This window comes from Rubricella aquisinus (assembly GCF_014199445.1).
Taxonomy (GTDB): domain Bacteria; phylum Pseudomonadota; class Alphaproteobacteria; order Rhodobacterales; family Rhodobacteraceae; genus Rubricella; species Rubricella aquisinus.
On sequence record NZ_JACIJS010000006.1, the window covers coordinates 227243 to 249326 of the forward strand.

20 protein-coding genes and 2 tRNA genes are annotated in these 22084 nt (G+C 60.6%); 11 read left to right on the top strand and 11 right to left on the bottom strand.

Translation table 11 applies throughout. The features are described from left to right. The first annotated feature begins 36 nt into the window (after positions 1-36). The 4 genes from FHS89_RS11345 (at position 37) to FHS89_RS11360 (ending at position 3154) form a co-directional block, all read left to right on the top strand. Entirely contained in the window at positions 37-861 is an 825-nt protein-coding gene (locus FHS89_RS11345; RefSeq protein WP_184011683.1) for a class I SAM-dependent methyltransferase, read from the top strand. 66 nt (positions 862-927) lie between these two features. Beyond that, positions 928-1578, top strand: a complete 651-nt coding sequence (locus FHS89_RS11350) for a GntR family transcriptional regulator (RefSeq protein WP_184011685.1) — start codon at positions 928-930, stop codon at positions 1576-1578. Next, complete coding sequence (locus tag FHS89_RS11355) at positions 1568-2311, top strand: fumarylacetoacetate hydrolase family protein (protein ID WP_184011687.1); 744 nt, start codon at positions 1568-1570, stop codon at positions 2309-2311. Before FHS89_RS11350 ends, FHS89_RS11355 begins: the two co-directional genes overlap by 11 nt. A gap of 3 nt (positions 2312-2314) precedes the next feature. Next, the gene (locus FHS89_RS11360; RefSeq protein ID WP_184011689.1) at positions 2315-3154 is read left to right on the top strand and encodes a hypothetical protein; all 840 of its coding nucleotides are present in this window, start codon (positions 2315-2317) and stop codon (positions 3152-3154) included. Here FHS89_RS11360 and FHS89_RS11365 read toward each other — a convergent pair. The 4 genes from FHS89_RS11365 to carA form a co-directional block, all read right to left on the bottom strand. After that, positions 3136-4092, bottom strand: a complete 957-nt coding sequence (locus FHS89_RS11365; protein WP_184011691.1) for an MBL fold metallo-hydrolase — start codon at positions 4090-4092, stop codon at positions 3136-3138. The two genes, FHS89_RS11360 and FHS89_RS11365, sit on opposite strands and share 19 nt — an antisense overlap. 58 nt (positions 4093-4150) lie before the next feature. Next, complete coding sequence (locus tag FHS89_RS16360) at positions 4151-4888, bottom strand: glycosyltransferase family 2 protein (RefSeq protein ID WP_281376688.1); 738 nt, start codon at positions 4886-4888, stop codon at positions 4151-4153. A 25-nt stretch (positions 4889-4913) separates the two neighbouring features. After that, a complete protein-coding gene (locus tag FHS89_RS16365; RefSeq protein ID WP_184011695.1) occupies positions 4914-5942 on the bottom strand; it encodes a GspE/PulE/PilB domain-containing protein in 1029 nt (342 codons plus the stop codon). A 78-nt stretch (positions 5943-6020) separates the two neighbouring features. Further along, positions 6021-7172, bottom strand: a complete 1152-nt coding sequence (carA, locus tag FHS89_RS11380; protein WP_184011697.1) for a glutamine-hydrolyzing carbamoyl-phosphate synthase small subunit — start codon at positions 7170-7172, stop codon at positions 6021-6023. Between the two features lie 165 nt (positions 7173-7337). Between carA and FHS89_RS11385 the strand changes: the two genes are divergently transcribed. Beyond that, positions 7338-7808, top strand: coding sequence for a GatB/YqeY domain-containing protein (locus FHS89_RS11385; protein ID WP_246413797.1), 471 nt, complete (start codon positions 7338-7340; stop codon positions 7806-7808). A 7-nt stretch (positions 7809-7815) separates the two neighbouring features. On the opposite strand, the gene FHS89_RS11390 is transcribed toward FHS89_RS11385, so the two are convergent. The 4 genes from FHS89_RS11390 to lipB all read right to left on the bottom strand — a co-directional run bounded on the left by FHS89_RS11390 (position 7816) and on the right by lipB (position 12001). Further along, the gene (locus tag FHS89_RS11390; protein ID WP_184011699.1) at positions 7816-8967 is read right to left on the bottom strand and encodes an MFS transporter; all 1152 of its coding nucleotides are present in this window, start codon (positions 8965-8967) and stop codon (positions 7816-7818) included. After that, positions 8933-9472 carry a DUF2244 domain-containing protein gene (locus FHS89_RS11395; RefSeq protein WP_184011701.1) on the bottom strand — a complete coding sequence of 180 codons (540 nt, stop codon included), beginning with the start codon at positions 9470-9472 and terminating at the stop codon, positions 8933-8935. Before FHS89_RS11395 ends, FHS89_RS11390 begins: the two co-directional genes overlap by 35 nt. Further along, positions 9472-11166 carry a cytochrome c oxidase subunit I gene (ctaD, locus tag FHS89_RS11400; RefSeq protein ID WP_184011703.1) on the bottom strand — a complete coding sequence of 565 codons (1695 nt, stop codon included), beginning with the start codon at positions 11164-11166 and terminating at the stop codon, positions 9472-9474. The genes FHS89_RS11395 and ctaD overlap by 1 nt, the downstream gene beginning before the upstream one ends. A gap of 193 nt (positions 11167-11359) precedes the next feature. Further along, the gene (gene lipB / locus FHS89_RS11405) at positions 11360-12001 is read right to left on the bottom strand and encodes a lipoyl(octanoyl) transferase LipB (RefSeq protein WP_184011827.1); all 642 of its coding nucleotides are present in this window, start codon (positions 11999-12001) and stop codon (positions 11360-11362) included. Between the two features lie 123 nt (positions 12002-12124). Between lipB and FHS89_RS11410 the strand changes: the two genes are divergently transcribed. From FHS89_RS11410 to FHS89_RS11420, 3 genes are all read left to right on the top strand, one after another. Next, positions 12125-12211 (top strand) — tRNA-Leu (locus FHS89_RS11410). Between the two features lie 83 nt (positions 12212-12294). Beyond that, entirely contained in the window at positions 12295-12930 is a 636-nt protein-coding gene (trhA, locus tag FHS89_RS11415; RefSeq protein WP_184011705.1) for a PAQR family membrane homeostasis protein TrhA, read from the top strand. 547 nt (positions 12931-13477) lie between these two features. Continuing rightward, entirely contained in the window at positions 13478-16495 is a 3018-nt protein-coding gene (locus FHS89_RS11420) for a PKD domain-containing protein (RefSeq protein WP_184011707.1), read from the top strand. 150 nt (positions 16496-16645) lie between these two features. Here FHS89_RS11420 and FHS89_RS11425 read toward each other — a convergent pair whose 3' ends face one another. Then, positions 16646-17563, bottom strand: a complete 918-nt coding sequence (locus FHS89_RS11425) for a pyridoxamine 5'-phosphate oxidase family protein (RefSeq protein WP_184011709.1) — start codon at positions 17561-17563, stop codon at positions 16646-16648. Between the two features lie 70 nt (positions 17564-17633). Then, on the bottom strand, positions 17634-18011 hold the full coding sequence (locus FHS89_RS11430) for a DsrE family protein (RefSeq protein WP_184011711.1): 378 nt from the start codon (positions 18009-18011) through the stop codon (positions 17634-17636). Positions 18012-18141: 130 nt separating this feature from the next. On the opposite strand from FHS89_RS11430, the gene FHS89_RS11435 reads away from it, so the two are divergent. After that, positions 18142-18711, top strand: coding sequence for a TetR/AcrR family transcriptional regulator (locus FHS89_RS11435; RefSeq protein ID WP_184011713.1), 570 nt, complete (start codon positions 18142-18144; stop codon positions 18709-18711). A 343-nt stretch (positions 18712-19054) separates the two neighbouring features. Here FHS89_RS11435 and FHS89_RS11440 read toward each other — a convergent pair. Further along, positions 19055-19129, bottom strand: a tRNA-Lys gene (locus tag FHS89_RS11440). A 191-nt stretch (positions 19130-19320) separates the two neighbouring features. On the opposite strand from FHS89_RS11440, the gene FHS89_RS11445 reads away from it, so the two are divergent. Beyond that, positions 19321-19605 (top strand): DUF2312 domain-containing protein, encoded by a 285-nt coding sequence (locus tag FHS89_RS11445; RefSeq protein ID WP_184011715.1) that lies wholly within the window; start codon positions 19321-19323, stop codon positions 19603-19605. A gap of 75 nt (positions 19606-19680) precedes the next feature. Beyond that, positions 19681-22050: an AsmA family protein gene (locus FHS89_RS11450; RefSeq protein ID WP_184011717.1), complete on the top strand. Its 2370-nt coding sequence runs from the start codon at positions 19681-19683 to the stop codon at positions 22048-22050. Positions 22051-22084 lie beyond the last annotated feature (34 nt).

Consider the following 22084-nt stretch of genomic DNA (forward strand, 5'->3'; position numbering starts at 1 on the left):
GGCGGTGATACGGAATGGTCCAGCGGAGGAAAGCGCATGACGGATGCACGCGATTGGCAGGGGCGGGTCGGGCAGGAATGGGCCCGGCGGGCCGATGCGCTCGACGCGCTGCTTGGCCCCGTGGGAGAGGCCGCCTTTGGCCCGCTGGAGCACGCAGCGCGGGTGCTGGATGTCGGCTGCGGCGCGGGGGAGAGTGCGCTGACGTTGGCCCTGCGCGGCAAAGACGTCACCGCCCTTGATCTGTCGCGTGATCTATTGGAGGTGGCGCGTGCGCGCGACGTGGGTGGGCGCGTCAAATGGGTTGAGGGCGATGCGGCGCGCTTCACCGCCGATCCGCCCTTTGACGCCCTGCATTCGCGGTGCGGCGTGATGTTTTTCGACGATCCTGTCGGCGCGATGCGCCATTTGCGCGGGCAGATCGAGCCCGGCGGCACGCTGTCGGTCATCACATGGCAGGACGCGGCGCTGAACGCATGGGCGCGCTTGCCCTTGGACATCGCACGCCCGGTTTTGGGAGAGGCGCTGACCAGCCTTCCCCCTGCGGGCGGCGCGGGGCCGTTTGGCTGGGCGGATCAGGACTATGTGGACAGAGTGTTGCGGCAGGCCGGATGGCGGGACGTGGTGTTCACCGAAATCAACCGCCCCGCGGAGGTCGGCTACGCGATGGACGCAGACGGGATAGAGGCCGCGACGCTGTTTTTCACCCGGATCGGCACACTCGCCAGCCGCTTGCGCAATGTCGAGAAACCCCTGCGCGATAAGGTGAAAGAGCGTCTGCGCGACGCGCTTGCCGCGCATCAGCGGGCGGATGGCACCGTGTGGCTGGACACGGCCGCGTGGCACATTACGGCATCTGCTTAAGCTCGCAATTGCGCCAACCGTCTTCTGCGAATACAAGTGTATACAAAGACTGACGGGAGGACGCAGATGCCCAGCACCGAAACCGGCCCAACGGATGCGTATCGGCGCATCCTTCAGGCCATCGACAATGGCGAATTCAATCCCGGTGATCGGCTGGTGGAAAGCGAATTGGCCGACCGGCTCGGCATGTCCCGGACGCCCATTCGCGAGGCCCTGCAACGGCTCGAAACGCAAAGCGTGCTGGCCCGTGACGGGCGCAGCCTGATCGTCTCATCGCTCGATCATGACCAATTGGGTGAGCTTTATGTCGTGCGGGCAGAGTTGGAAGGGCTGGCCGCACGGCTCGCCGCGCAACATGCCGCGCCGGAGGAAATCCGCGTCCTTTATGACATGATCGACGCCGACAAGAAGCTGATGTCCGATCCCAAGGCGATGAGCCGGGCCAACAAACGCTTTCACCGGCAAATCCATCTTGCGAGCCATAACCGCTATCTGATCCAGCAACTCGACAGTGTGCGCCGGTCGATGGCGCTTTTGTCCACCACGTCCTTTTCCGCCGAAGGGCGGCCCGAAGTGGCGATGGCGGAGCATAACGCGATCGTGGATGCCATTGCCGGGCGCGATGGGGATGGCGCGGATGAGGCCGCGCGGGCGCATATCTCCATCGCCTATGAAACCCGGCTCAAGATTGATGCTGAGGGCCGCAATGGATCTTGATGCGCTGGCGCGCCACATCGCGGCGGACCGCCGGGCGCGCGCGCCTTTTGTCGATTTTCCGATCCCTGACATCGCGACGGGCTATGACGTGCAGGACCGGGTGACGGCCCTGTCCGGCCCGGTCGGCGGGTATAAGATCGGCTGGAACAGCCCCGCGCTGCTGGAGCGGTATCATGTCTCCGAGCCAGCGGTGGCGCGGGTCATGGCGGCGGATATTCGTGACGGTGCTGCGGCACTTGATCCGGGCGATTATGCCACTCTGATGCTGGAGCCGGAGATCGCGGCGATCCTTGCCACCGATTTGCCGTCGCGCGCGGGGCCATGGACGGCGGACGCGATCCTTCCCTATATCGCGCGGTTCACGCCCGCCTTTGAGGTGTTGGACCGGCGGCAGGGCGAGAGCGTCCATGCGCCCTCCATCATCGCGGCAAATGTGTTTAACGCAGGCGCTGTGGTCGGTGAGCCCGGGCAGGGATGCGAGAGCGATCTGACGGGGCACGCGACCCTGACCATCGGCGGGGAGGAACGGCTCTCCGCCGAAAACACCGCCCCCCAACCGCCCGCTGAGGCCGCAGCTTTTATCGCCACGGTGATGCAATCGCGCGGTCAGGTGCTGGCGCAAGGGCAGATCCTGCTTTGCGGCACGCATGCCGGTTTGCAGAGTATTGCACCGGGGCAGGAGGCCGTTTTTGCCATCGCGGGGCTGGGGGAGGCCCGCCTAACCTACGGTTGATCCATGGGGCGGCTGGTCCTTCATATCGGGATGCACAAAACCGGCAGTTCCGCTGTGCAACATGCGCTGGTGCGCAACAGGCATCTGCTGCGCTGGGCTGGTGTGCACTATCCGCTTTCCAAAGGTGCCACGGGACGGCGGCTGTCAAAGCAATCGGATCTGGGCGCTGCCATCGCACATGAAAAGGACCATGGCGGCCCGCATCCCGTCTTTGGCCCGGCGCGGGAGCGGATCGCGCGGCTCTATGACGTGGCAGGGGCGGCGCGCTGCACGATAGTGAGTGCGGAAAACCTGTCAGGGGAGCATCCGTGCTATGCGGAGGCATTCCGCCCCTTCGCAGGGCGGGTAGAGACGGAGGTGATCGTCGTCTTGCGCGATCATGCCGATTGGGCCGTCAGCTTTTATGCGCAGATGGTGCGCAACCGCGATGTGCGGGAGCCGCGCAGCTTTGCCGAATGGTGTGAGGATGAATGGACGCAAGCGCATCTTGATTATCCCACGATCCTCGGCTGGTGGGCCGATGTGTTCGGGCGGCAGGCGCTGCGGGTGATCCGCTATAACGGCGGGGTGTCGGTGGTGCCGGAGGTGCTTGCCGCCGCGCAGTTGCCCGCATGGATGCGGGTGCTGCCGCAGGTGCGCCGGGTGCGCAACCCCAGCCCGGATTTGGCCGCACTTGACCCCCTGCGCCAACGCAATGCGGCGGAAGCGGGTGTGCCTTTCACCCCCAATCCGCCGCAGTGTTTTTCAGATGAGGCCGAACGGGCTGCCTTTCGGGCGCGCTACGCCCCGCAATGGGCGCAGCTTTCCGATCTGGGCCTTGGTCCTCAAAGGTTCAGTTGGTAGCTCACTGGCGTGTAGTCGAACCCATCGCCTGCCGCCTCGACAAAACCCATCGCGGGGTAGGGCATGTGGTAGCCGATGAACGGCACACCATCAGCGGCCAGCATCCCGAACAGATCCTTGCGGGTTTGCGCCGCGGCGGCCTTGTCCATGTCAAACCGCACTTCCCAATCCGGGCGCTGGAGGGAAAGCACGAAATGGTTGGCCGCGTCGGCGGTCAGGACCACGCGCTTGCCTTCACTCTCGATGTGATAGGTCATGTGACCGGGCGTGTGGCCAAAAGCGGCCATCGCCTCGATCCCGCTGGCAACACTGTCGCCCGGCTGAACAAAGGTGGTTTTCTCCGCCATCGGCGCGAGCGTGTTGCGCACCATCGTGTGGATGCCCTCAGCCCCGGTGCCGACACGATCCGTGGAGTTCCAGAAATCATACTCCGTGGCCCCCATCACATAGCGCGCATTGGGGAAGGTCGGCGCGCCATCGGTCATCATGCCGCCGATATGGTCGGGATGCATATGCGTGATGACCACCACATCCACCTGATCGGCGCTGTAGCCAGCGGCCTCCATCGCGGCGAGAAGGTTACCGCGCGCGGGCTGGGCGCCGGCACCATTGCCCGTGTCAAACAGAATGAGTTCCGCTCCCGTGTTCACGATTGTGGGCAGGAAGGTGAATTCCATCATATCCGTCGGAAGATTGTTCGCGGCAAGCAGTCCTTCGACCGCCTCGACGCTTTGATCCTGACCGAAAATGCCCTGCGGGTTCGGCACCGGGGCCGCACCATCCAAAAGTGTGGTGACTTCAAACGCGCCGAGTTTCACCCGCCGGTAGGTTGGCCGCCATGAGCCCATGAGAGGTGCTGCGGCATGGACTTGCGAAAGGCCAAGCGCTGCCCCCGCAGCACCAGTGGCCAGAACGGAGCGTCGAGTAAACTGTGTCATGAATTTCCCTCCTGTTGTGACGTTAGAAATGGAGCGCCCATTCGATAGGTCAAAACAGCTAGTCTGTTTCCGTTCTGGAAACCGATTTTCGGGCCAACCCATGTTGGGTTTTTTGCCAATGAAACGGCATGGTGAATAATTCAAAAATCGCGCGATAGGACGCGATGGAGCCAAGCGACCAATAGGCGGGCAGGGTAAATGCCCATGGCAACAGGCCGAGCAGACGGCGCCGATAAAGAGCCAGGATTGCCGCACAGATCATGGTGAGATTGCCCAAGGGCAGGCTGATGAAAAATAGTGACCAGACCGTCCGGTCCACCGCACCAAGCCATTGCGGCTTGATCCCCGTCACCTCCGCGAACAGCAGCACCCAGAACAGCGGCATCGCAAGGTAGGCCGTGACCGATCCCAGCAGCAAAAGCTGAAAGCCCAGAAATGGCCCGGTCCCCAGATCGCGCCACAGCCGCAGCGGCGTGCGCATGTGGTTCACCCATGTCACGGCATAGCCCTTGAGCCAGCGGGAGCGTTGCCTCAGCCAGTTGCCCAATTGGGGGTTGGCCTCTTCAAACGTCACTGACCGCACGAGGTCACAGCGGTATCCGAGCCGCGCGAGCCGCATACCGAGATCGGCATCCTCGGTGACGTTATGGGCATCCCACGCGCCGATTTCCTTCAAGACATGGGTATGAAAGAAAACCGACGTACCGCCGAGCGGCAGCGGAATGCCAAGGCGGCGCACGCCGAACAACAGCACCCGAAACCAGATCGCGTATTCCATGGTGAAACAGCGGGTCATCCAGTTTTGTCTTGGGTTGTAGAAATCAAGCTGGGCCTGCACACACGCGACCTCGGGCGGGGGCGGCGGCAAGGCTGCGCACCACCAGCGTGACCTGATCGGGATCGGGGCGATCCTCGGCGTCATAAATGCCGACGATGCTGCCCCGACAGAAGGGCAGCGCGTAATTCATCGCGCGCGGTTTTGTCGTGGGGCCGCCGGGCGGGATGTCGAGCACTTCGATATTGTCCGGCAGGGGGGAGCGGCTCAGCGCCGCGCGGGTCACATCATCATGCGCTTCGATGAGTAATTTGATATCTAAAAGATGCGCCGGATATTCAATCTTACTAATCGCTTGGACAAGCTGATCTACAATCTCTGGTTCTTTGTGAACCGGCAGGAGGATCGACACGACCGGCAGCACCTCCGGCAGCGGCGGCGGCTCCGGGGCCAGTTCGGACGGCTTGGTCATCAGCCCGATCATGCGCATCACGGTGGTCGCGGTGTTCATGATCACGATCCAGCCCAACAGCAGCGTCAGCGCCACGGACGGTGCGGCGATGGCGAAGAGCAAAAGGCCCGCAGCAAGGGCCGCGAGCATTGACGGGCGCAGCGCCCCGGCCCAGTCCCGGCAGGCATATTCCGTGGGGCAGAGGGTCGAGGCGGCTTCGGCCAGTTCCGCGCCATGGCAGCGGGTGATTTCCGCATGGAGGGAGCGTTCATCCGCAAAGGAAAACAGGATGCTGCCGCGCCAATGGCGGGCAAGTTCGGCGCGCACCCGATCCGTATCGGTGATCGTCGTGACCGCGACCACCAGCACCAGCCCAAAGCTGCGCCATGGCAGGCACAGATGCTCGGCACAGAATGCGCCGGACAAGAGCCGCGCGCGGTCATCCTGAGCCGGGTTCTGCGCAAGGTCGATGGCATATTGGCGCGGGCGCAGCGGCTGCACCGGGGCCGGGAAGGGTGTGACCGCATCAAAGCCGGGCGAGGATGCACCGACGCGCCCCGCAGGCACCACCCGGGGGGCGGGCACGATGGCTGCCCACTGTTCAGTCTCTGATGTATAGGCCAAGCGGCGACCTCCCTGTCGGGATCACCGTCGCATGGCCGAGGTTAACGGAGTGTTAACGAACGTCGAATGGCCCGTCCGTCAGGCCGCCCGATCCATCGACGCCACGAACCGCTCAAACAGATAGAAGCTGTCTTGCGGGCCGGGGCTGGCCTCCGGGTGGTGTTGCACCGAAAACACGGGCCGCCCTTCAACGCGCAACCCGCAATTCGTGCCGTCAAACAGCGACACATGGGTCTGTTTCACGCCCTCGGGCAGCGTGTCTGCGTTCACCGCAAATCCGTGGTTCATCGACGTGATCTCAACCTTACCGGTTTCCACGTCCTGCACGGGATGGTTCACGCCGTGGTGGCCATGGTTCATCTTGATCGTCTCGCCACCCAGCGCGAGCGCGAGCATCTGGTGGCCAAGGCAAATGCCAAACACCGGCAGATCGGTCTGCTCCAGCACCGCGCGGATCATCGGCACCGCATAGGCGCCGGTTGCCGCCGGATCACCCGGACCATTGGACAGGAAAATACCCTCTGGCTCATGGGCCATGATCTCTTCAAACGTGGCAGTGGCGGGCACGACCGTGACGTTACACCCGGCAGAGGTCAGACAGCGCAGGATGTTACGCTTGGCCCCGTAGTCCACGGCGACGACCTTGCGGCCCTTGCCCTCGCTCGGGGCAAAGCCGCCCGGCCATGCCCACCGCTGATCGGACCATTGATAGGTCTGTCCGGTGGTGACATCCTTTGCCAGATCGGCCCCTTCCAACCCGGCGAAGCCAGCGGCCAGCGCGCGCAGCGCCTCAAGGTCGAACTGGCCATCCTCGCGATATTCCAGCGCCACATGCGGCATCCCAAGCGAACGGATCATCCGGGTCAGCCGCCGCGTGTCCACACCGCCCATCCCAACCCGGCCCTGCGCGCGCATCCAGTCCTGCAACGTGCCGGTGGAGCGCCAATTGGACGGGGCGGTCGGATCCCATTTCACCACCATGCCGGAGGCTTGGGCCTGCGGGCCTTCCTCATCTTCCGGGGTCACACCAGTGTTGCCGATATGGGGGAAGGTGAAGGTGACGATTTGCCCGGCATAGGACGGGTCGGTCATCACTTCCTGATAGCCGGTCATCGCGGTGTTAAAGCACAATTCGGCGGTTTTCACACCCTCGGCCCCGAAGCCGCGGCCATAGAAAATCGTTCCATCTGCAAGGACAAGGCAGGCGGTCGGGTGGGGTTGAGCGGTCATGGCGCACCTTTTTGAGATTTGGCGGAAGCTACCTTGCGTCCCGCCAAGCGTCAAGAAGGCGCTGAGAATAGATTTCATAGTGAAATCATAAGTTTAGCGAAATCTCTCCAGCCTTGCTCCTACTGAGGGCGATGCGTATAGTCTGGCGCGACAGATATTCCTAACATGGTGGGTGATTTGATGCTGCGAGAGCGCATTACCAAAGACATGAAAGAGGCGATGAAGGCGCGCGACAGCCAGCGCCTTGCCACGTTGCGCCTGATTATGGCCGCGGTGAAGGATCGCGACATCGCATCGCGCGGGGATGATGGATCGGAGGGCGTGTCGGAGGCCGATATCCTCTCTATCCTCGACAAGATGATCCGCCAGCGCGAGGACAGCGCGCGCACCTATGAGGAGGCCGGGCGGCTGGAGCTGGCGGAACAGGAACGCGCGGAAAGCCAGATCATCGCGGAATTCCTGCCCAAGCAGCTCTCGGCGGAGGAAGTCACCGCCGCCGTGGACGCTGCCCTCAAGGAAGCAAACGCAACCTCAATCCGTGACATGGGCAAGGTGATGGGCGTGCTCAAGACACGCTATGCGGGGCAAATGGATTTCGGCAAAGTGGGTGGCGAGGTCAAAAAACGGCTGATGTGAGCGCGGCTCAGGAGGTTGCGCGCCGCACAAGGGCAATCAGCGGCAGCGTAAGGGCGGCAAGAGCGACAAATGCCGTGCCAAGCCCCGCGATCTCCCCCAGAAAGCCCATGATGACCGGGCCGAACAGCAGCCCGCCATAGCCGCAAATGGCGACGGCGGCGACCGCGCGGCCCGCCTCCGGCGCGCGACCCGCGCGGGAAAAGGCCAAGGGCGCGATCAGGGCCAGTCCGGCGGCAAGTGGTACGATCGCGGCAAACACGCTCCACCAGACGGGCGACAGGCCAACACCGGCCATGCCAAGGCCCGCAAGCAGGGTGGACAGCATCAGGGCCCGCCGCGGACCAACCCGCGTGATCAGGTGATCGCCGCTCAGTCGCATGACCACCATCACTACCGAAAAGAGGGCCAGTGCCAGCGCCCCACGCTCGGGTGTGGCCAAATGGGTTTCGATCAGAAACACCGCGACCCAATCCAGAAGCGAACCTTCGGCCACGAAGGCGAACCCGGCAAAAAGCCCGACCGCCAGTACGGGGCCGGTCGGCCAGACAAATTGCGCCCCCACCGCGCGGGGCTGCGGCAGGGACGGGACGAGCCGTGCCTGCGCGAACACCGCCGCGCAAAGGCCCACGCCACACATCAGTGCGAAATGGTGCTCCGGCGTCAGATCCAGCGCGATGGCCAATGCACCAATGCCTGCGGCCATGCCAAACCCCACGCTCCAGAACCCATGCAGCATCGACATGGTCGAGCGTCCACGCCTGGCCTCGACCTCCGCGCCATAGGCGTTCATCGCCAGATCAAGCGATCCGCCAAGCGCGCCAAAAAGGAACAATGCAACGCCGAGAAGGACAGGGCTTGGCATCCACGCCATCAGGGGCAGGGTGGCAGCCATCCCGATCCCGGCAATGGCCGTCACGCGCGAGGCTCCTTTGGTGTCCGACAGTCGCCCGGTCACGAAAAACGCCGCGACCGCGCCCACGGCCATGTACAAAAGGATCAGGCCCAGCATTGCTTCGGTCAGGTCAAACCGGGCCTTGATCGCGGGAATGCGGCTGGCCCAAGTGCCAAACATCGCGCCATTGATCCAGAAATAGACCAGCGCCGCGATGCGACCCGATGGGATGTCAGGCTGAGCGGAGTGCGCGAGTGATATCGTCATAGAGGCTGGCCCTTGCTTCTGGCGTGAGGAAAGCCCCAAGTTCGATCCGCCGCCCATTTCCCTTGAGCGTCAGGTATTTCTCGATCTTTGGCGTGTCTTCCAGCGCGACGTCTACCCAATAGGGATTGGCGTGCCAACGCTTAATCTCTCCGTTTGGCTCGGTCCGGATCACAGTGATGAGATCGGGCCAGATCGACAGCACTTCGCGCAGGTCGGCATCGCGGTAATTGCGCATCAGACCGGCCCATAGGAGCCACAGCGTTCCGCAGAAAAAGGGCAGCAATCCCCAGCCCACTGGTGTTCCTAGAAACGGGATGAGGGAGAACACGAACCCCATCGTCACCAGAAACATCAGCCAGGTGACGCCCTCCTTGCTCAGCGACCGGTGCGGTTGCAGCGTGAGCCGATAGGATGGTGCATCGGCCCGTGCATAGGGATCATCCTCAACAGCAAAGGCCGGGGAGGGATCCCCGGCCTTTCCGTTTTTGTCAGCAGGGTCGCTCATCAATGCCCCGGTTGCTTGTCCCACATATCCTGCGTCGGGAGCGTCTCAAACGTGTGCTCCGGCGGCGGGTTCGGCAGGGTCCACTCAAGGGTGGGATCGGTGCCTTCGCCCCAATACATCGGCTCTTCGACCTTGCGGCCGCGCAGCAGCGCATACCCGATGATGCCGAGGAACAGCAGGAAGGACGCGAAGGCGATGAACGCACCGATTGAGGAGATGTAGTTCCAGTAGGCGAACTGCTCCGGGTAATCGATATAGCGGCGCGGCATACCCTGACGGCCAAGGAAGTGCTGCGGGAAGAAGGTGAGGTTCGCCCCGATGAACATCATCCAGAAATGGACCTTGCCCCAGAACTCGGAATACTCGCGGCCCGTCATCTTGGTGAACCAGTAATAGACACCGGCAAAGATACAGAACACGGCACCAAGGCTCATCACATAATGGAAGTGCGCGACCACATAGTACGTGTCGTGATACACACGGTCCACAGGTGCCTGAGACAGGACAACACCGGTCACACCACCCACGGTGAAGAGGAACAGGAAGCCAATCGCCCAGAGCATCGGCACCTTGAACTCAACGGAGCCGCCCCACATCGTCGCGATCCAAGAGAAGATCTTAACCCCGGTCGGGACCGCGATGACCATCGTGGCCAGCATGAAATAGGACTGCTGGGTGATGGACATGCCCACGGTATACATGTGGTGCGCCCAAACGACGAAGCCCAGAACACCAATCGCGATCATCGCCAGAACCATCGGCATGTAGCCAAAGATCGGCTTCTTGGAGAAGGTCGCGATGACGTGGCTGATGATGCCGAAGCCCGGCAGGATCACGATATACACTTCCGGATGGCCAAAGAACCACAGGAGGTGCTGATACAGGACCGGATCACCGCCGTTGGATGCGTCAAAGAATGCCGTGCCGAAGTTCCGGTCGGTCAGCAGCATGGTGATCGCACCCGCAAGCACCGGCAGCGCCAGAAGGATCAAGAGAGCGGTCACAAGGATGGACCACGCAAACAGCGGCACCTTGAACATGGTCATGCCGGGGGCACGCATGTTCAGGAATGTGGTGATGATGTTGATCGCCCCAAGGATCGAGGAGGCACCCGACAGGTGCACCGCGAAAATCGCAAGGTCGGTCGAAATTCCGGCTTCCGTGGTGGAAAGCGGCGCATAGAGCACCCAGCCGATGCCGGAGCCAAGCTGCCCGTTCCCGCCCGGTGCCACAACAGACGCCACCGCAAGGGAAGACCCCGCCACGAACAGCCAGAAAGACAGGTTGTTCATCCGTGGGAATGCCATATCCGGCGCGCCGATCATCAGCGGCATGAAATAGTTGCCGAAGCCGCCAAACAGCGCCGGAATAACCACAAAGAACATCATCAGGATGCCGTGGGCCGTGATCATCACGTTCCACAAGTGTCCGTTCGGATTACAATTTTCTGCCCCAATGCCGGATATGAACCGTGCAGCGGACTGTCCGCTTTCATCCAAACACATGAACTGCACACCGGGCTCCATGAGCTCCATGCGCATGTACACGGTGAACGCGACCGAAATAAAGCCCAACAGGCCCGATACGATCAGGTACAGAATACCGATGTCTTTGTGATTGGTGGACATGAACCACCGGGTGAAAAAGCCCGGCTTGTCATGTCCAGCGTCGGCGTGAAGCGTTGCGTCAGCCATAGAGTGTCTCCCCACACGTTTCATCAGCCTTCCGAGTCGGAAGTGTGCCGATGTATGCATAATCGAGTTTGGTCGTAGCGTTTCGCATACTAATGCTCAACGCCTAATTGGGCGAAAGCGGGGTGTGAATTGCCGCAGGCCCTTGAATTTCCACATCGCGGTGCGCGCAGGCAGGGGGTGGAGCCACCCGCAATCAGGTAAACGGGCAGGTTTTGCGCAACGCCGCGTCCACATCGTCCATCGTCACTGGCAGCCCCAGATCGACAAGGCTCGTGACTCCATGCCCCTGAATGCCGCACGGCACGATCCCCTCAAAATGGCTCAGGTCCGGCTCCACATTGATGGAGATACCGTGAAAGCTGACCCATTTGCGCACCCTCAGGCCAATCGCTGCGATCTTATCCTCTCGCGGGGTGCCGTCGGGCAGGGCGGGTTTGTCCGGGCGGGGAAGCCAGACGCCAACGCGCCCCGGCCGGATTTCTCCCGACAGGTTGAACTCCGCCAGTGTTTCGATCACCCATTTCTCCAGATCACGGACAAAGCAGCGCACATCGCGGCCCCGCTTATCCAGATCGACCATGACATAGACCACGCGCTGCCCCGGGCCATGATAGGTGTATTCGCCACCCCGCCGCGCCTCGTAGACAGGGAAGCGGTCCGGCTCCAGCAGATCGTCACGATTTGCGCTCGTCCCGGCGGTGTAGAGGGGGGGATGTTCCAAAAGCCAAATCCGCTCAGGCGCTGTGCCGGCGCGAATCTCGGCGACCTGCGCTTCCATCTGCGCCAGCGCGTCGGGATAGGGGACAAGCCCGTCTGAATAGGTCCATTCCACCATCGGGCGGGCCCTCACGAAAAAAGTTTTGCTGACCCTCAATATTCCGCATCGGGGGGGCTTCACAACCGCGAAAGGCGGGGCTATACGCTCCCCACCTCGCGAATGAGAGACATCATTCGCATCGCGGTCGTGGCGGAATTGGTAGACGCGCAGCGTTGAGGTCGCTGTGGGGTAACTCCCGTGGAAGTTCGAGTCTTCTCGACCGCACCAAAACACACCCTGAGCCTGTTGGCTCGGGGTGTTTTTGTTTTAGGCTGCATCCATGGCAGCCGCCCGCAGGAAGGATGTGCGACATGACTCTGGAAACCTATCCCAGCGCCCATCCCCGGCATCGGCGCGCCGATATGCTTGTGCATGCGGTGGGTCTCATGCTCGTGCTGGGCGTGAGCACTATCCTGATCGGCAAAGCCGCCGGGGGCGATGCGGCGATGCTGGCGGCGATTGTGGTCTATGCCGCCGCGGCCCTTGCCTCAAACCTTGCCTCATGGGCTTATCATTTCCTGCCATGGCATGACAGGCGTGTGCTGTTGCGCCGGATTGATCACGCGGCGATCTATCCCAGCATCGTGGCGACCTTCACCCCGTTTTTCGTTCACGCCGGTACGACATGGACCCTGACCCTGCTGGTTCTGTGCTGGCTGCTGACCGGTCTCGCGATATGGAAGAAGCTGACGGATGTGGCGGTGAAATCGCGCTGGTCCACGGCCTCTTATCTGCTGATCGGGGGATTGGGGCTTTTGGCGATTCCCGATCTGGAGGATGTGCCGCAAGCGACGGTCTGGTTCATCCTCTCGGGGTCCGTGTCCTATCTCATCGGCACCGCGATCTATGTGCGAAAAGCACTGCCCTACCGCTATGCCATCTGGCACGCATGGGCGAATATGGGTGGGCTTTTGATGTTTTTCGGCATTTGGCAGATCGTGGCGTAATCGGGTCAAACCGTCATTCTATCCTGCCGTGATTCAAATCGGATGCGCGGTCAGTTTTGCCGCCCGAGGGGCAATAAGCGGTGTTTGTGGGCGGAGTGTGTAGCACGGCCTCACACCACCCTCCGGCGTGGCGTCAAATCATCAAAATCGAGTTTCTACAGCGAAAATCCACTGCTGGGTCATGCAGCAATGCATGCTGGCCATACAACTTTAGGTGGTGGACCATTTGAACCCTTATCGAGAAGCTTCGATTTGAGGCGCGCGGATAACCATATGGTTTTTATGCGATTAATCTCGAAAATGTGACCAGTGAACCATCCCTGCCGCTCTTGAATGACTGTTGAATTGATGTTGATTTCTGAGCCTTACATTCGCGCTTTTCTCCTTATGAGTGTGTTTTTGACGGATCTGGCGCTGTGACGGCGCTGGCACCGATCTGTGACTGGATTCGGAGAGAGACTGACCGTGAATCGTAAGAAACGGCACCGCCGTGCAGCATGAAGGGTCGGATGCGCATCCGGCCAAAAAATATGAAGGAAGACCTCTAATGAGTATTACAAAGCAGATCATTGTCTCAACCCAAGCTGAGCTAACAGCCGCGTTGGACACTGCAACCGGTGGTGAGACGATTTTGCTGGCGAGCGGGTATTATGGTGACCTGCAAATTTCTCCTAAAAGCCTCAAAAATTCCGAAGGTGTTTACGATAGCACCGTCACAATCAAATCTTTGAACCCCGAAGATCCGGCTGTGTTTAACAGCGTCGAAATTGCGGGTGGGCAAAACATGCATTTTGCCGATCTGAAGTTTGAATTCACGCCACAAGAGGGCGATGGCACGACAACGCGGGTTTTTGACATCCATGGCTGGTCTCTGGCAGATCGCGACGCGTCCAACATCACCGTTGAGAACTCGCTATTCGTCGGTCAGCCCGTGCCCGACGATCTGGGCGGCGATCCGAACGACCCGGAAGATGTGTATGCACATGGCGGAAACGTCGCCGGTATGGCCACAGGCATTGCCTTCTCCGCCAATGGTGCCAGCGACATTTCGTTTATTGGTAATGAAGTCACCAACTTTTATCGCGGTGTCGTTTTCTCAGACACCGACGATATCAATTTCTCCGACAATTATATCCACGGGCTGCGGTCGGATGGCGCGGATTTTGCGCAAGTCAAGAATGTGCTCATCGAAGGGAACGAAATCCGTGACATGACCCCATGGCGCCATGAGGATGCCGTGGCCAAGGGCGATCACGCCGATCTGATCCAGTTCTGGACAAGCAGCACGACGGAACCGTCGGAAAACATCATTATCCGCGACAACCTGCTGCATGTGTCCGATGGCGATCCGTCGCAATCAATTTTGATGCGAAACGAGTTGGTCGATAGCGGTCAGGCTGGTGAGGAGATGTTCTACCGCAATATTCTGATCGAAGATAACTTGATCTATAACGCGCAAGCCCATGGCACCCGGATCGGTGAGGGTTTCGACATCACGATCAAAAACAACACCTATATCCAGAATATTGATCACGCGGACGGCACAGTGACCGTCCCTGCGATTACGGTCGCGTTGACGTCAGAAAACGTCACGATCGAAAACAACATCGTGCCGCGCATCGCCAACGAGGATGCCATGCGCGATCTGGGCTTCAACATCAGCAATAACCTGATGATCCAGAACACGGACCCGAACGGCGAAAACTATGTCGGTGATCTGTTCATTGATGCCCTTTCTGGCAAATATTCCAGCGTTGCCGACCTACAGTTGATCCCCGGATCGGCTGCGGATGGCATGGGGGTCGGCGCGGCCATGACCCAGTTCAACGAGACGCCTGAGGCGCTTACGGCCATTGCACGTCAGGCTTCGGGCGAATATCTGGGCGATGATAACTATTTTGTCTTCGATGCCAGCCTGACGGCGGATGCGCAGGGCTTTACCGGCGCGCGTGCGACCTATCTGTGGGATTTCGGGGATGGCACCCAAGCCACGGGCCCGCTGGTTGAGCATCGGTATGCATCGCATGGCGACTATAAGGTGACCCTGACCGTCACGGGCGAAGATGGTGCCGTCTCCATCAACGAGATGAAGGCCGTTGTCGATAATCCCGTCTTGTTCGAGCTTGGCCTTGCTGCGGATGGTGTCATCGACACGTCGAGTTACAATGTGGCACTCAGTGGCGATGGTGCCGCTGACGCGATCGTCACGCTGGATGACGGAAGCCTTGCCTATCAATTGTCTAACGCATCCACGCTGACCCTTGATCGGGCTGCGAGCCAACTCTACAGCCACGATCAATTCACCTTCTCGCTCGATCTGAAACGCGACATGGCGCATGACGGTGGCGGCTATCTGATGATGTGGATCAGTTCCATGCGTCTGCAAATCGACGATGCTGGCTTCCTGACCTTCGATTTCTGGAATGCCGATGAACAGCATTTCGAGATGGTCTCAGATACGGCCATTTCGGATACCGACTGGCACGATCTGTCGGTCAGCTACAACGCGCATCTTGAGGAGGCGGTTTTCTTTCTGGATGGTCAGACTATTGGCAGCGCCTTCATGGAAGGATTCACGGACGCCCGAGAAAGCTGGGGCATGCAACTGGGCTACAGCTTCAAAGATAATTTTGAGGGTCTGATCCGCAATGTAACCCTGTCAAACCAAGCACTTGATGAAAACGGGATGCCGCCAGTGCCCGACGAGCCAGCACCGGCGCCCGAAGCGCCAACCCCCATGCCCGAAGCGCCCGCACCATCGGAGGAGCCACTTCCAGAAAACCGCATTGATCTCGCGCCCGGTGGCGCGATCCAAGGTGGCACCTCTGATGCGGATCTGATCGTCGGAACCGATGGTGACGACATTGCCAAGGGTCTGGACGGCGACGACGTTTTCCAGATGGGTGATGGTGACGATATCGTCAACGGCGGCGCGGGCGATGACATCATGTATGGTGGGGCTGGCAATGACACGCTGCGCGGCTTCGCCGGAACAGATACCGCCTATGGTGGGGCCGGGGACGACCTCATCTATGCCAACATCGCATATGGTGAGGACGGAAATGACACCCTTCGCGGCGGCAAAGAGGACGATTACCTGTCCGGCGGCGACGGGGATGACGTCCTTATTGGAGATAATGGCAATGATGTTCTAATTGGCGGGGACGGTGCCGACATACTGAAGGCTGGCAATGGGGACGATATCCTCGTGGCGGATATGCTCGACATCCGAATTCAGGGGGGTGCCGGACAGGATACCGCGCTTTTCTTTGGTGCGGATGACACGTTCGAGTTCGATGGCAAGATGGTCATTGGCATTGAGACGATGGATTTCACCAATGCCCTGCACAACACGATCGAACTGACCTCCCTTTCTCAGATACGGCAATCGGATACCGATGAGCTTGCGATCATGGGCGATTTGGGCGACGTCGTCCGCTCCAGCCTCGATTTGACTTTCACGGGTCAAGAGGAGCGTGACGGTGTCACTTACGACCGTTACCTGACGGATGAGGGAACATCGTTGCTGCTTGATATTGATCTGACATTGGACGGTTTGGTCTAGTCAGCCAAGCGGTCTTACGCGTCCCCGCCAGCCCCTCAAAACGGGCGGGCGGGGACGTTGCCATGGGGTTACCCAGACACGGTGGCACAACCCTTTTTCACGGGTGCTCCGGGGAAGGGGCCCGTTCATTTTTCCGTCGATCCGGTTGGGTTATTCGGTGGAGACAGCAACAATCGCGGGATTGAACGGCGACGCGTTGATAAATTCAGCAGAAATACCCGGTGCCAGCGGGGACATGACATACTGCCTGACGTGAAACGTCCACGATCGGCCTGTGTCGTCTGCGGCGGGCATCGCACCTTTGCTATCAAGGTTTAGCTCCACATCTCCCGACAATTGGAGAAAGCGGCTCGTTTCAAAATCGACAAAGGTTAGGCCAGCGCGCGGATTGAGCCGGAAATTTCCCAACGTGCTGAACATTGAGTTTCCGTGATAGTCAGGAATATGCAGTGTCTGGCCTTGGGTTCGGACAAATCCGGGTTTGCCACCGCGATGCGAAACATCTGCTGCTCCATTGGGGGCAGTGCTGGCCACAAAGAATGTGTCGGCAGCCGCAATCCAGTTCGACGCATAATCGGGAAGGACCGTCCCTTTCTCAACGATCTGCGGGTCGGTGAGCCCGTCTGTCGTCGTCAGCCGCCTCGACTGAATATATTTGGGACAGTTGGGAAAGGATTGATCGACGGTCAGTGTCAGGCCCCGGCCTGACAGCGCAGCAATATGGCCATTGACCCGCAGACGCTTGCGCGTCGAAAGGTCGACAAAAAGCACGCCAATTTGGCGTCCGACACTCAGGTCAATTTGCCGATGGAGCAGCCCGCCGGGGGAAAGGGATAAGGTCATGGACGCTCCATCCTCCGTGACGGTCGCAAAACCTGTGGTCCCCACTAGAAACTCTGCCCAAGCATCGCCATCCGCCGACACACCTCCAAGGACGCAATAGGATTGCGCCGTGACAAAGGGGACAACGCGGGCGGGTATCGACGACCACAAGAGCTTTGTATGGCCGGCAGCAATATGCCGAACGCCAGCGGCGTCCTGAACTGCCAATTCACCAGGGTGGAACATTATAGATTTGCCTTTGGTCTATCTGAGTCCGTGCACCGCCCAAATGGTGATGCACGGACATGCGCGGCAGTTAGAAGGTCACCAGCCGGTAACCTTCATCAAGGTAGCGTGACAGGTCGATGACGCCGGACGTTCCGGGAATGGCTTTGTCCCCGACAAGGGAAACGCCCGTCGATTTCACATCTTCGGTCGCCCCAAAAACATCGGCGCATCCAAGGCAGGCACCCGCCACTTTGTCCGAGATTGCGTTATAGAGTGCATTTGCTGGATGGGCGGGATTGGTCAATTCGCTCACCCAGCGCACGCCGGTGCCTTGAAAGATGAGGGCGACTTCCTGTTCCTTGTCCTTGAGTTCATAGGCCAAGAACATGGCGTTAAAGACGCGGCCAAGCGCCTCTTCCGAGTTTGCCTTTGGGTCTGAGTAAATGACGATAGCAGTTTTAGACATGGGTATTTTCCGTTTTTGAGTTGCTATTTCCGAACGATCGTTCAATTATCTGATAGCGACAGGCGGGGTGTCGAGCAATCGTATTTTACCGTTCGTTCGGTAACGAATTGGTGATCTGGAGGAGTTGTAGTTGGGACGAAAGTCAACGATCGCAGAGGACGATCTGATTGAGGCTTTATCGCGCGTCTTTCGCGAAACGGGGTTTGATGGGGCAACACTGACGGTCCTATCGCAAGAAACTGGCCTGCAACGGGCCAGCCTCTATCATCGCTTCCCCGGTGGGAAAGAGCAGATGGCGCAAGAGGTGCTGGCAGCGACCGAACGGTGGCTGACGGACAACCTGTTTGACCCGTTAAAGGCTGACGCCCCGATCGAGCAGCGGCTTCAAACACTGATAGCGAAGCTGGATGACCTCTACTCAAGTGGAAAAAAGGCGTGCATCCTGAATATGCTCAGTTCCGCCAGCGACCATGACAGCCCTTTTTCCGGAGCGATCAGGCGGATATTTGGTGCCCTGATTGAAGCATTTTCCGCCCTCGCTCAGGAGCAAGGGTTTGACGACGCGCAGGCCCGGACACGCGCCGAACGCGCTGTGATGTTGTTACATGGCAGCTTGGTCCTGTCGCGTGGGACAGGATCGCAAAAGCCCTTTGAACGGTTTCTCGAAACGCTCCCGGATGAATTGCTCGGGCAACGCTAACGAATAGCTGGTGCCGTTGGCTTGCTGTCACATTGATGAGCCGTTCCGGTGCGGTACGTGCCACTAAAAATCTTGTTAGTAAGCACGCCGCAAGATTGCCTCAGTCAGCCTATGGGCTCGCCATGCCGCACTTGGCGCTTGTCTCAATTCGATGCGGAAAAAACGGCGATTCGTGACGACCCAGACCGAGGAAGTCGTCGATCAATAAAGGCGAATCTCGCCTGTCGTTGACGACGAGGCCTGCCAAGCGCGTTCAATGAACTGGCGAAAACCTAATCTCGTGAGGTTGGTCCGGTCACTGCTCCGGCGCAATCGGTAACTACCTGAAATCATTAAGAGATTTTGGTGAGCCCGGAAGGATTCGAACCTTCGGCCAATTGATTAAAAGTCAACTGCTCTACCACTGAGCTACGGGCCCGACTGCTGCGGCGGTGTTTAGGCAAGCCTTGGGGTGGGGTCAAGCGGGAATTGGCAAAAATCTGACGCCCTTCGCGCCACGCGCAAAAATCGGGGGCAAGCGGGTGGCTGATGATCCTGCGGCCCTTGTGATGGCGTGCGTCGGTCGATAGTGTCCGCGCGACTTTCCGCAAAAGACATAAGAGGTACATGATGAGCGAAGATGCGCTTGGGGCGATCCCTGAAGAGTCCGGCCCGGCGGAGCAATACCGTGTCACCGCAGGTGAATTGCGCGCCTTTGTCGAGCGGATCGAGCGGCTGGATGCCGAAAAGAAAGACATCGCCGATCAGCAAAAAGAGGTGATGGCGGAGGCAAAGGGCCGGGGCTATGACGTGAAAGTCCTGCGCAAACTCGTCGCGCTGCGCAAGAAAGACCCGCAGGAGATCTCCGAAGAGGAGGCCGTGCTGCAACTCTATAAGGAAGCGCTCGGGATGTGAGCGCGATCCGGTCTTGCCCCTTGGGCCAACGCTCTGGCAGGGTCAGCGCGGTAGGTATTAAGGGGAGAGACCGCCATGCGATTCCTTCTACGTGCGTTTTTGGGGCTGGTGGCCCTCATCGTCCTTGCAGGGGTGGGGCTGTTTTTCTTCTTGCCCACGGACCGGATCGGGCAGATCGCGGCGGAACGGTTTGAGGCGGCGACGGGGCGCACGCTCACCCTGACCGAAGGCTTCAGCCCCTCGCTTTATCCCACACTTGGGGTGCGCACCGGTCCGATCACCATTTCAAATCCCGATTGGTCCGACACGCCCAATATGGTCACCGCCGAAGGGGCCGCTGTGGGCGTGTCGCTTTTGCCGCTCTTGTCCGGGCAGATCGAGGTGGAGGAGTTGACGCTTCTCAACCCGGTGATCGCGCTGGAGCGGGACGCTGACGGGCGGGCCAACTGGCAACTGACCCCAACGGGATCCGCCGCCGAGGACACCCTATCCGATACGGCGGCAGAGGCTGAACCCAGCGCGTCCTCCGGCCCTGCGCTCACCCGTGTGAACGCGCAGATCGTCGACGGGGTGTTCAGCTATCGCGATGCGGCATCGGGAGCGGCGCATCTGATGGATGACGTCAATGCCCGCATCGGGTTCAGCGGGCCGGAACTGCCTGCTGAGGTGTCGGGTGAGCTGACATGGCAGGGGCAGGAGATCACGCTTGCCGCCACGCTCGGTGCCATTGGCGCGCTCTTGAACGGAGAGATGACCGATATTGCCGCGCGGATCGAGGGCGATCTGGGGCAGATCGCGGTGAACGGCGCGCTGGCTCTTTCTCAGACAGGGGCATTGCACTCGGGCCTTGTGACGGTGAGCGCAGGGATGGAGGATTTGGCACCAATCATGACCGCACTTGCCCTGCCGCCCCTGCCTGCCAGCGCGGGCGCGCTGCGGGATGTGTCGGCAGAAGCGTCCGTGGGGCTGGGTGAGAGTGGGCTCGAAAGCACGCTGACCGCGCAGATCATTCGCGACGATGTGCCCGTCCGCCTGTCGGGTCGCGTCGATGGCGCGGCGGATTGGCTGAGCGCGCTGGCCTTTCAGGTGGATATGAGCGTGGCTGTCGAAGGGCTTGCCGATGCGTCCTATCGCGGCACGGTGGACGTGTCTGACCCGGCGACCCCGGCGGCGAATGGGGCAGTGTCGTTCCGGTCTGACGATCCGCGCGCGCTGATCGCTTGGGGTGCAGGCACCGCACCAGACTTGCCGGATGGCGTGCTGACAAGCGTGGCTTTGGATGGCACGCTCAAGCTTGCCGGTGTCAATCGGGTCGATCTGACGGGGCTGACACTGGCGCTGGATGAGTTGACCGCGACCGGGTCGCTGGGCGTGACCATGGGCGGTGCGCGCCCAGCGATCCGGGGGGCGCTGGCGACGAACCGGATCAACCTTGACCCGTTCCTTGGCGGGGAGGGGGAAGAGCAGCCTGCCTCCGGTGGGGGTGCGTCCACCCCGGGCGGGCCGGCGGGATGGAGCACCGATCCGCTTCCGCTGGAGTTGTTGCGCCTTGCCGATGCCGATCTGGACCTTGACGCCGAGGGCCTCAAAGCCGGCACGATCGACATTGGCCGCACCGGCATCAGCATCGACCTGACCGATGGCGTGCTAACTGCCCGCCTGAGGGAGGCTGCGGCCTTTGGCGGGAACATGGCTGCGGAGGTGCGCGCCAATGCGGGCAGTAAAGCCGTCTCGCTCAACGCCAATCTTGCCTCTATCCGCATTGAGCAGGTGCTGCTCGCACTGGCCGGGCTGGACCGGTTGCTGGCCGATGGTGCCCTGACGGTGGAGGTGGCGGGCGATGGCAGCAGCCTCGACAGTCTGATGAACAGCCTTGATGGCCAGATCGGCCTGAACCTTGCCGACGGGGCCATTCAGGGGGTCAATATCGCCCAGCTTGCCGCGAATTTCACCAATCCCGGTGCGGCGATGGAAGCGAATGACCGGACAGACTTTACCAGTGCTGTCGCGGCCTTCACCATCACCGATGGCGTGATGGATACGCGCGAATTGTCGATGCTGGGGCCACTTTTGCGGCTGACCGGGTTGGGCACGGTGGACCTTGGCGGGCAATCGTTGCAAATGCGGCTCGCGCCCCGGATCGTGGGGGATTTGCAGGGGCAGGGCGGTAACCTTGATGCCAGCGGGATCGTGTTGCCGGTGATTGTGCGCGGGCCGTGGTCCGACGTGTCCTTCGCGCCTGATCTGGAGGCTCTGCCCGCCTTGCAGGCCGCACAGGACAGGTTGCGGCAGGAGGCACAAGCGGCAGAAGAACGGCTCCGCCGCGAGGCGGCAGAGGCAGAACAGCGCCTCCGCGATCAGGCGGAAGAGCGCGTCAATCGCGAACTCGATGCGCTGCGCAATCAGTTGCAGGAAGCCAACCCGATCCTGCGCCTGTTCGACTAGGCGTAGCAGCCTAAACAACAAAGGCCGGGGATCG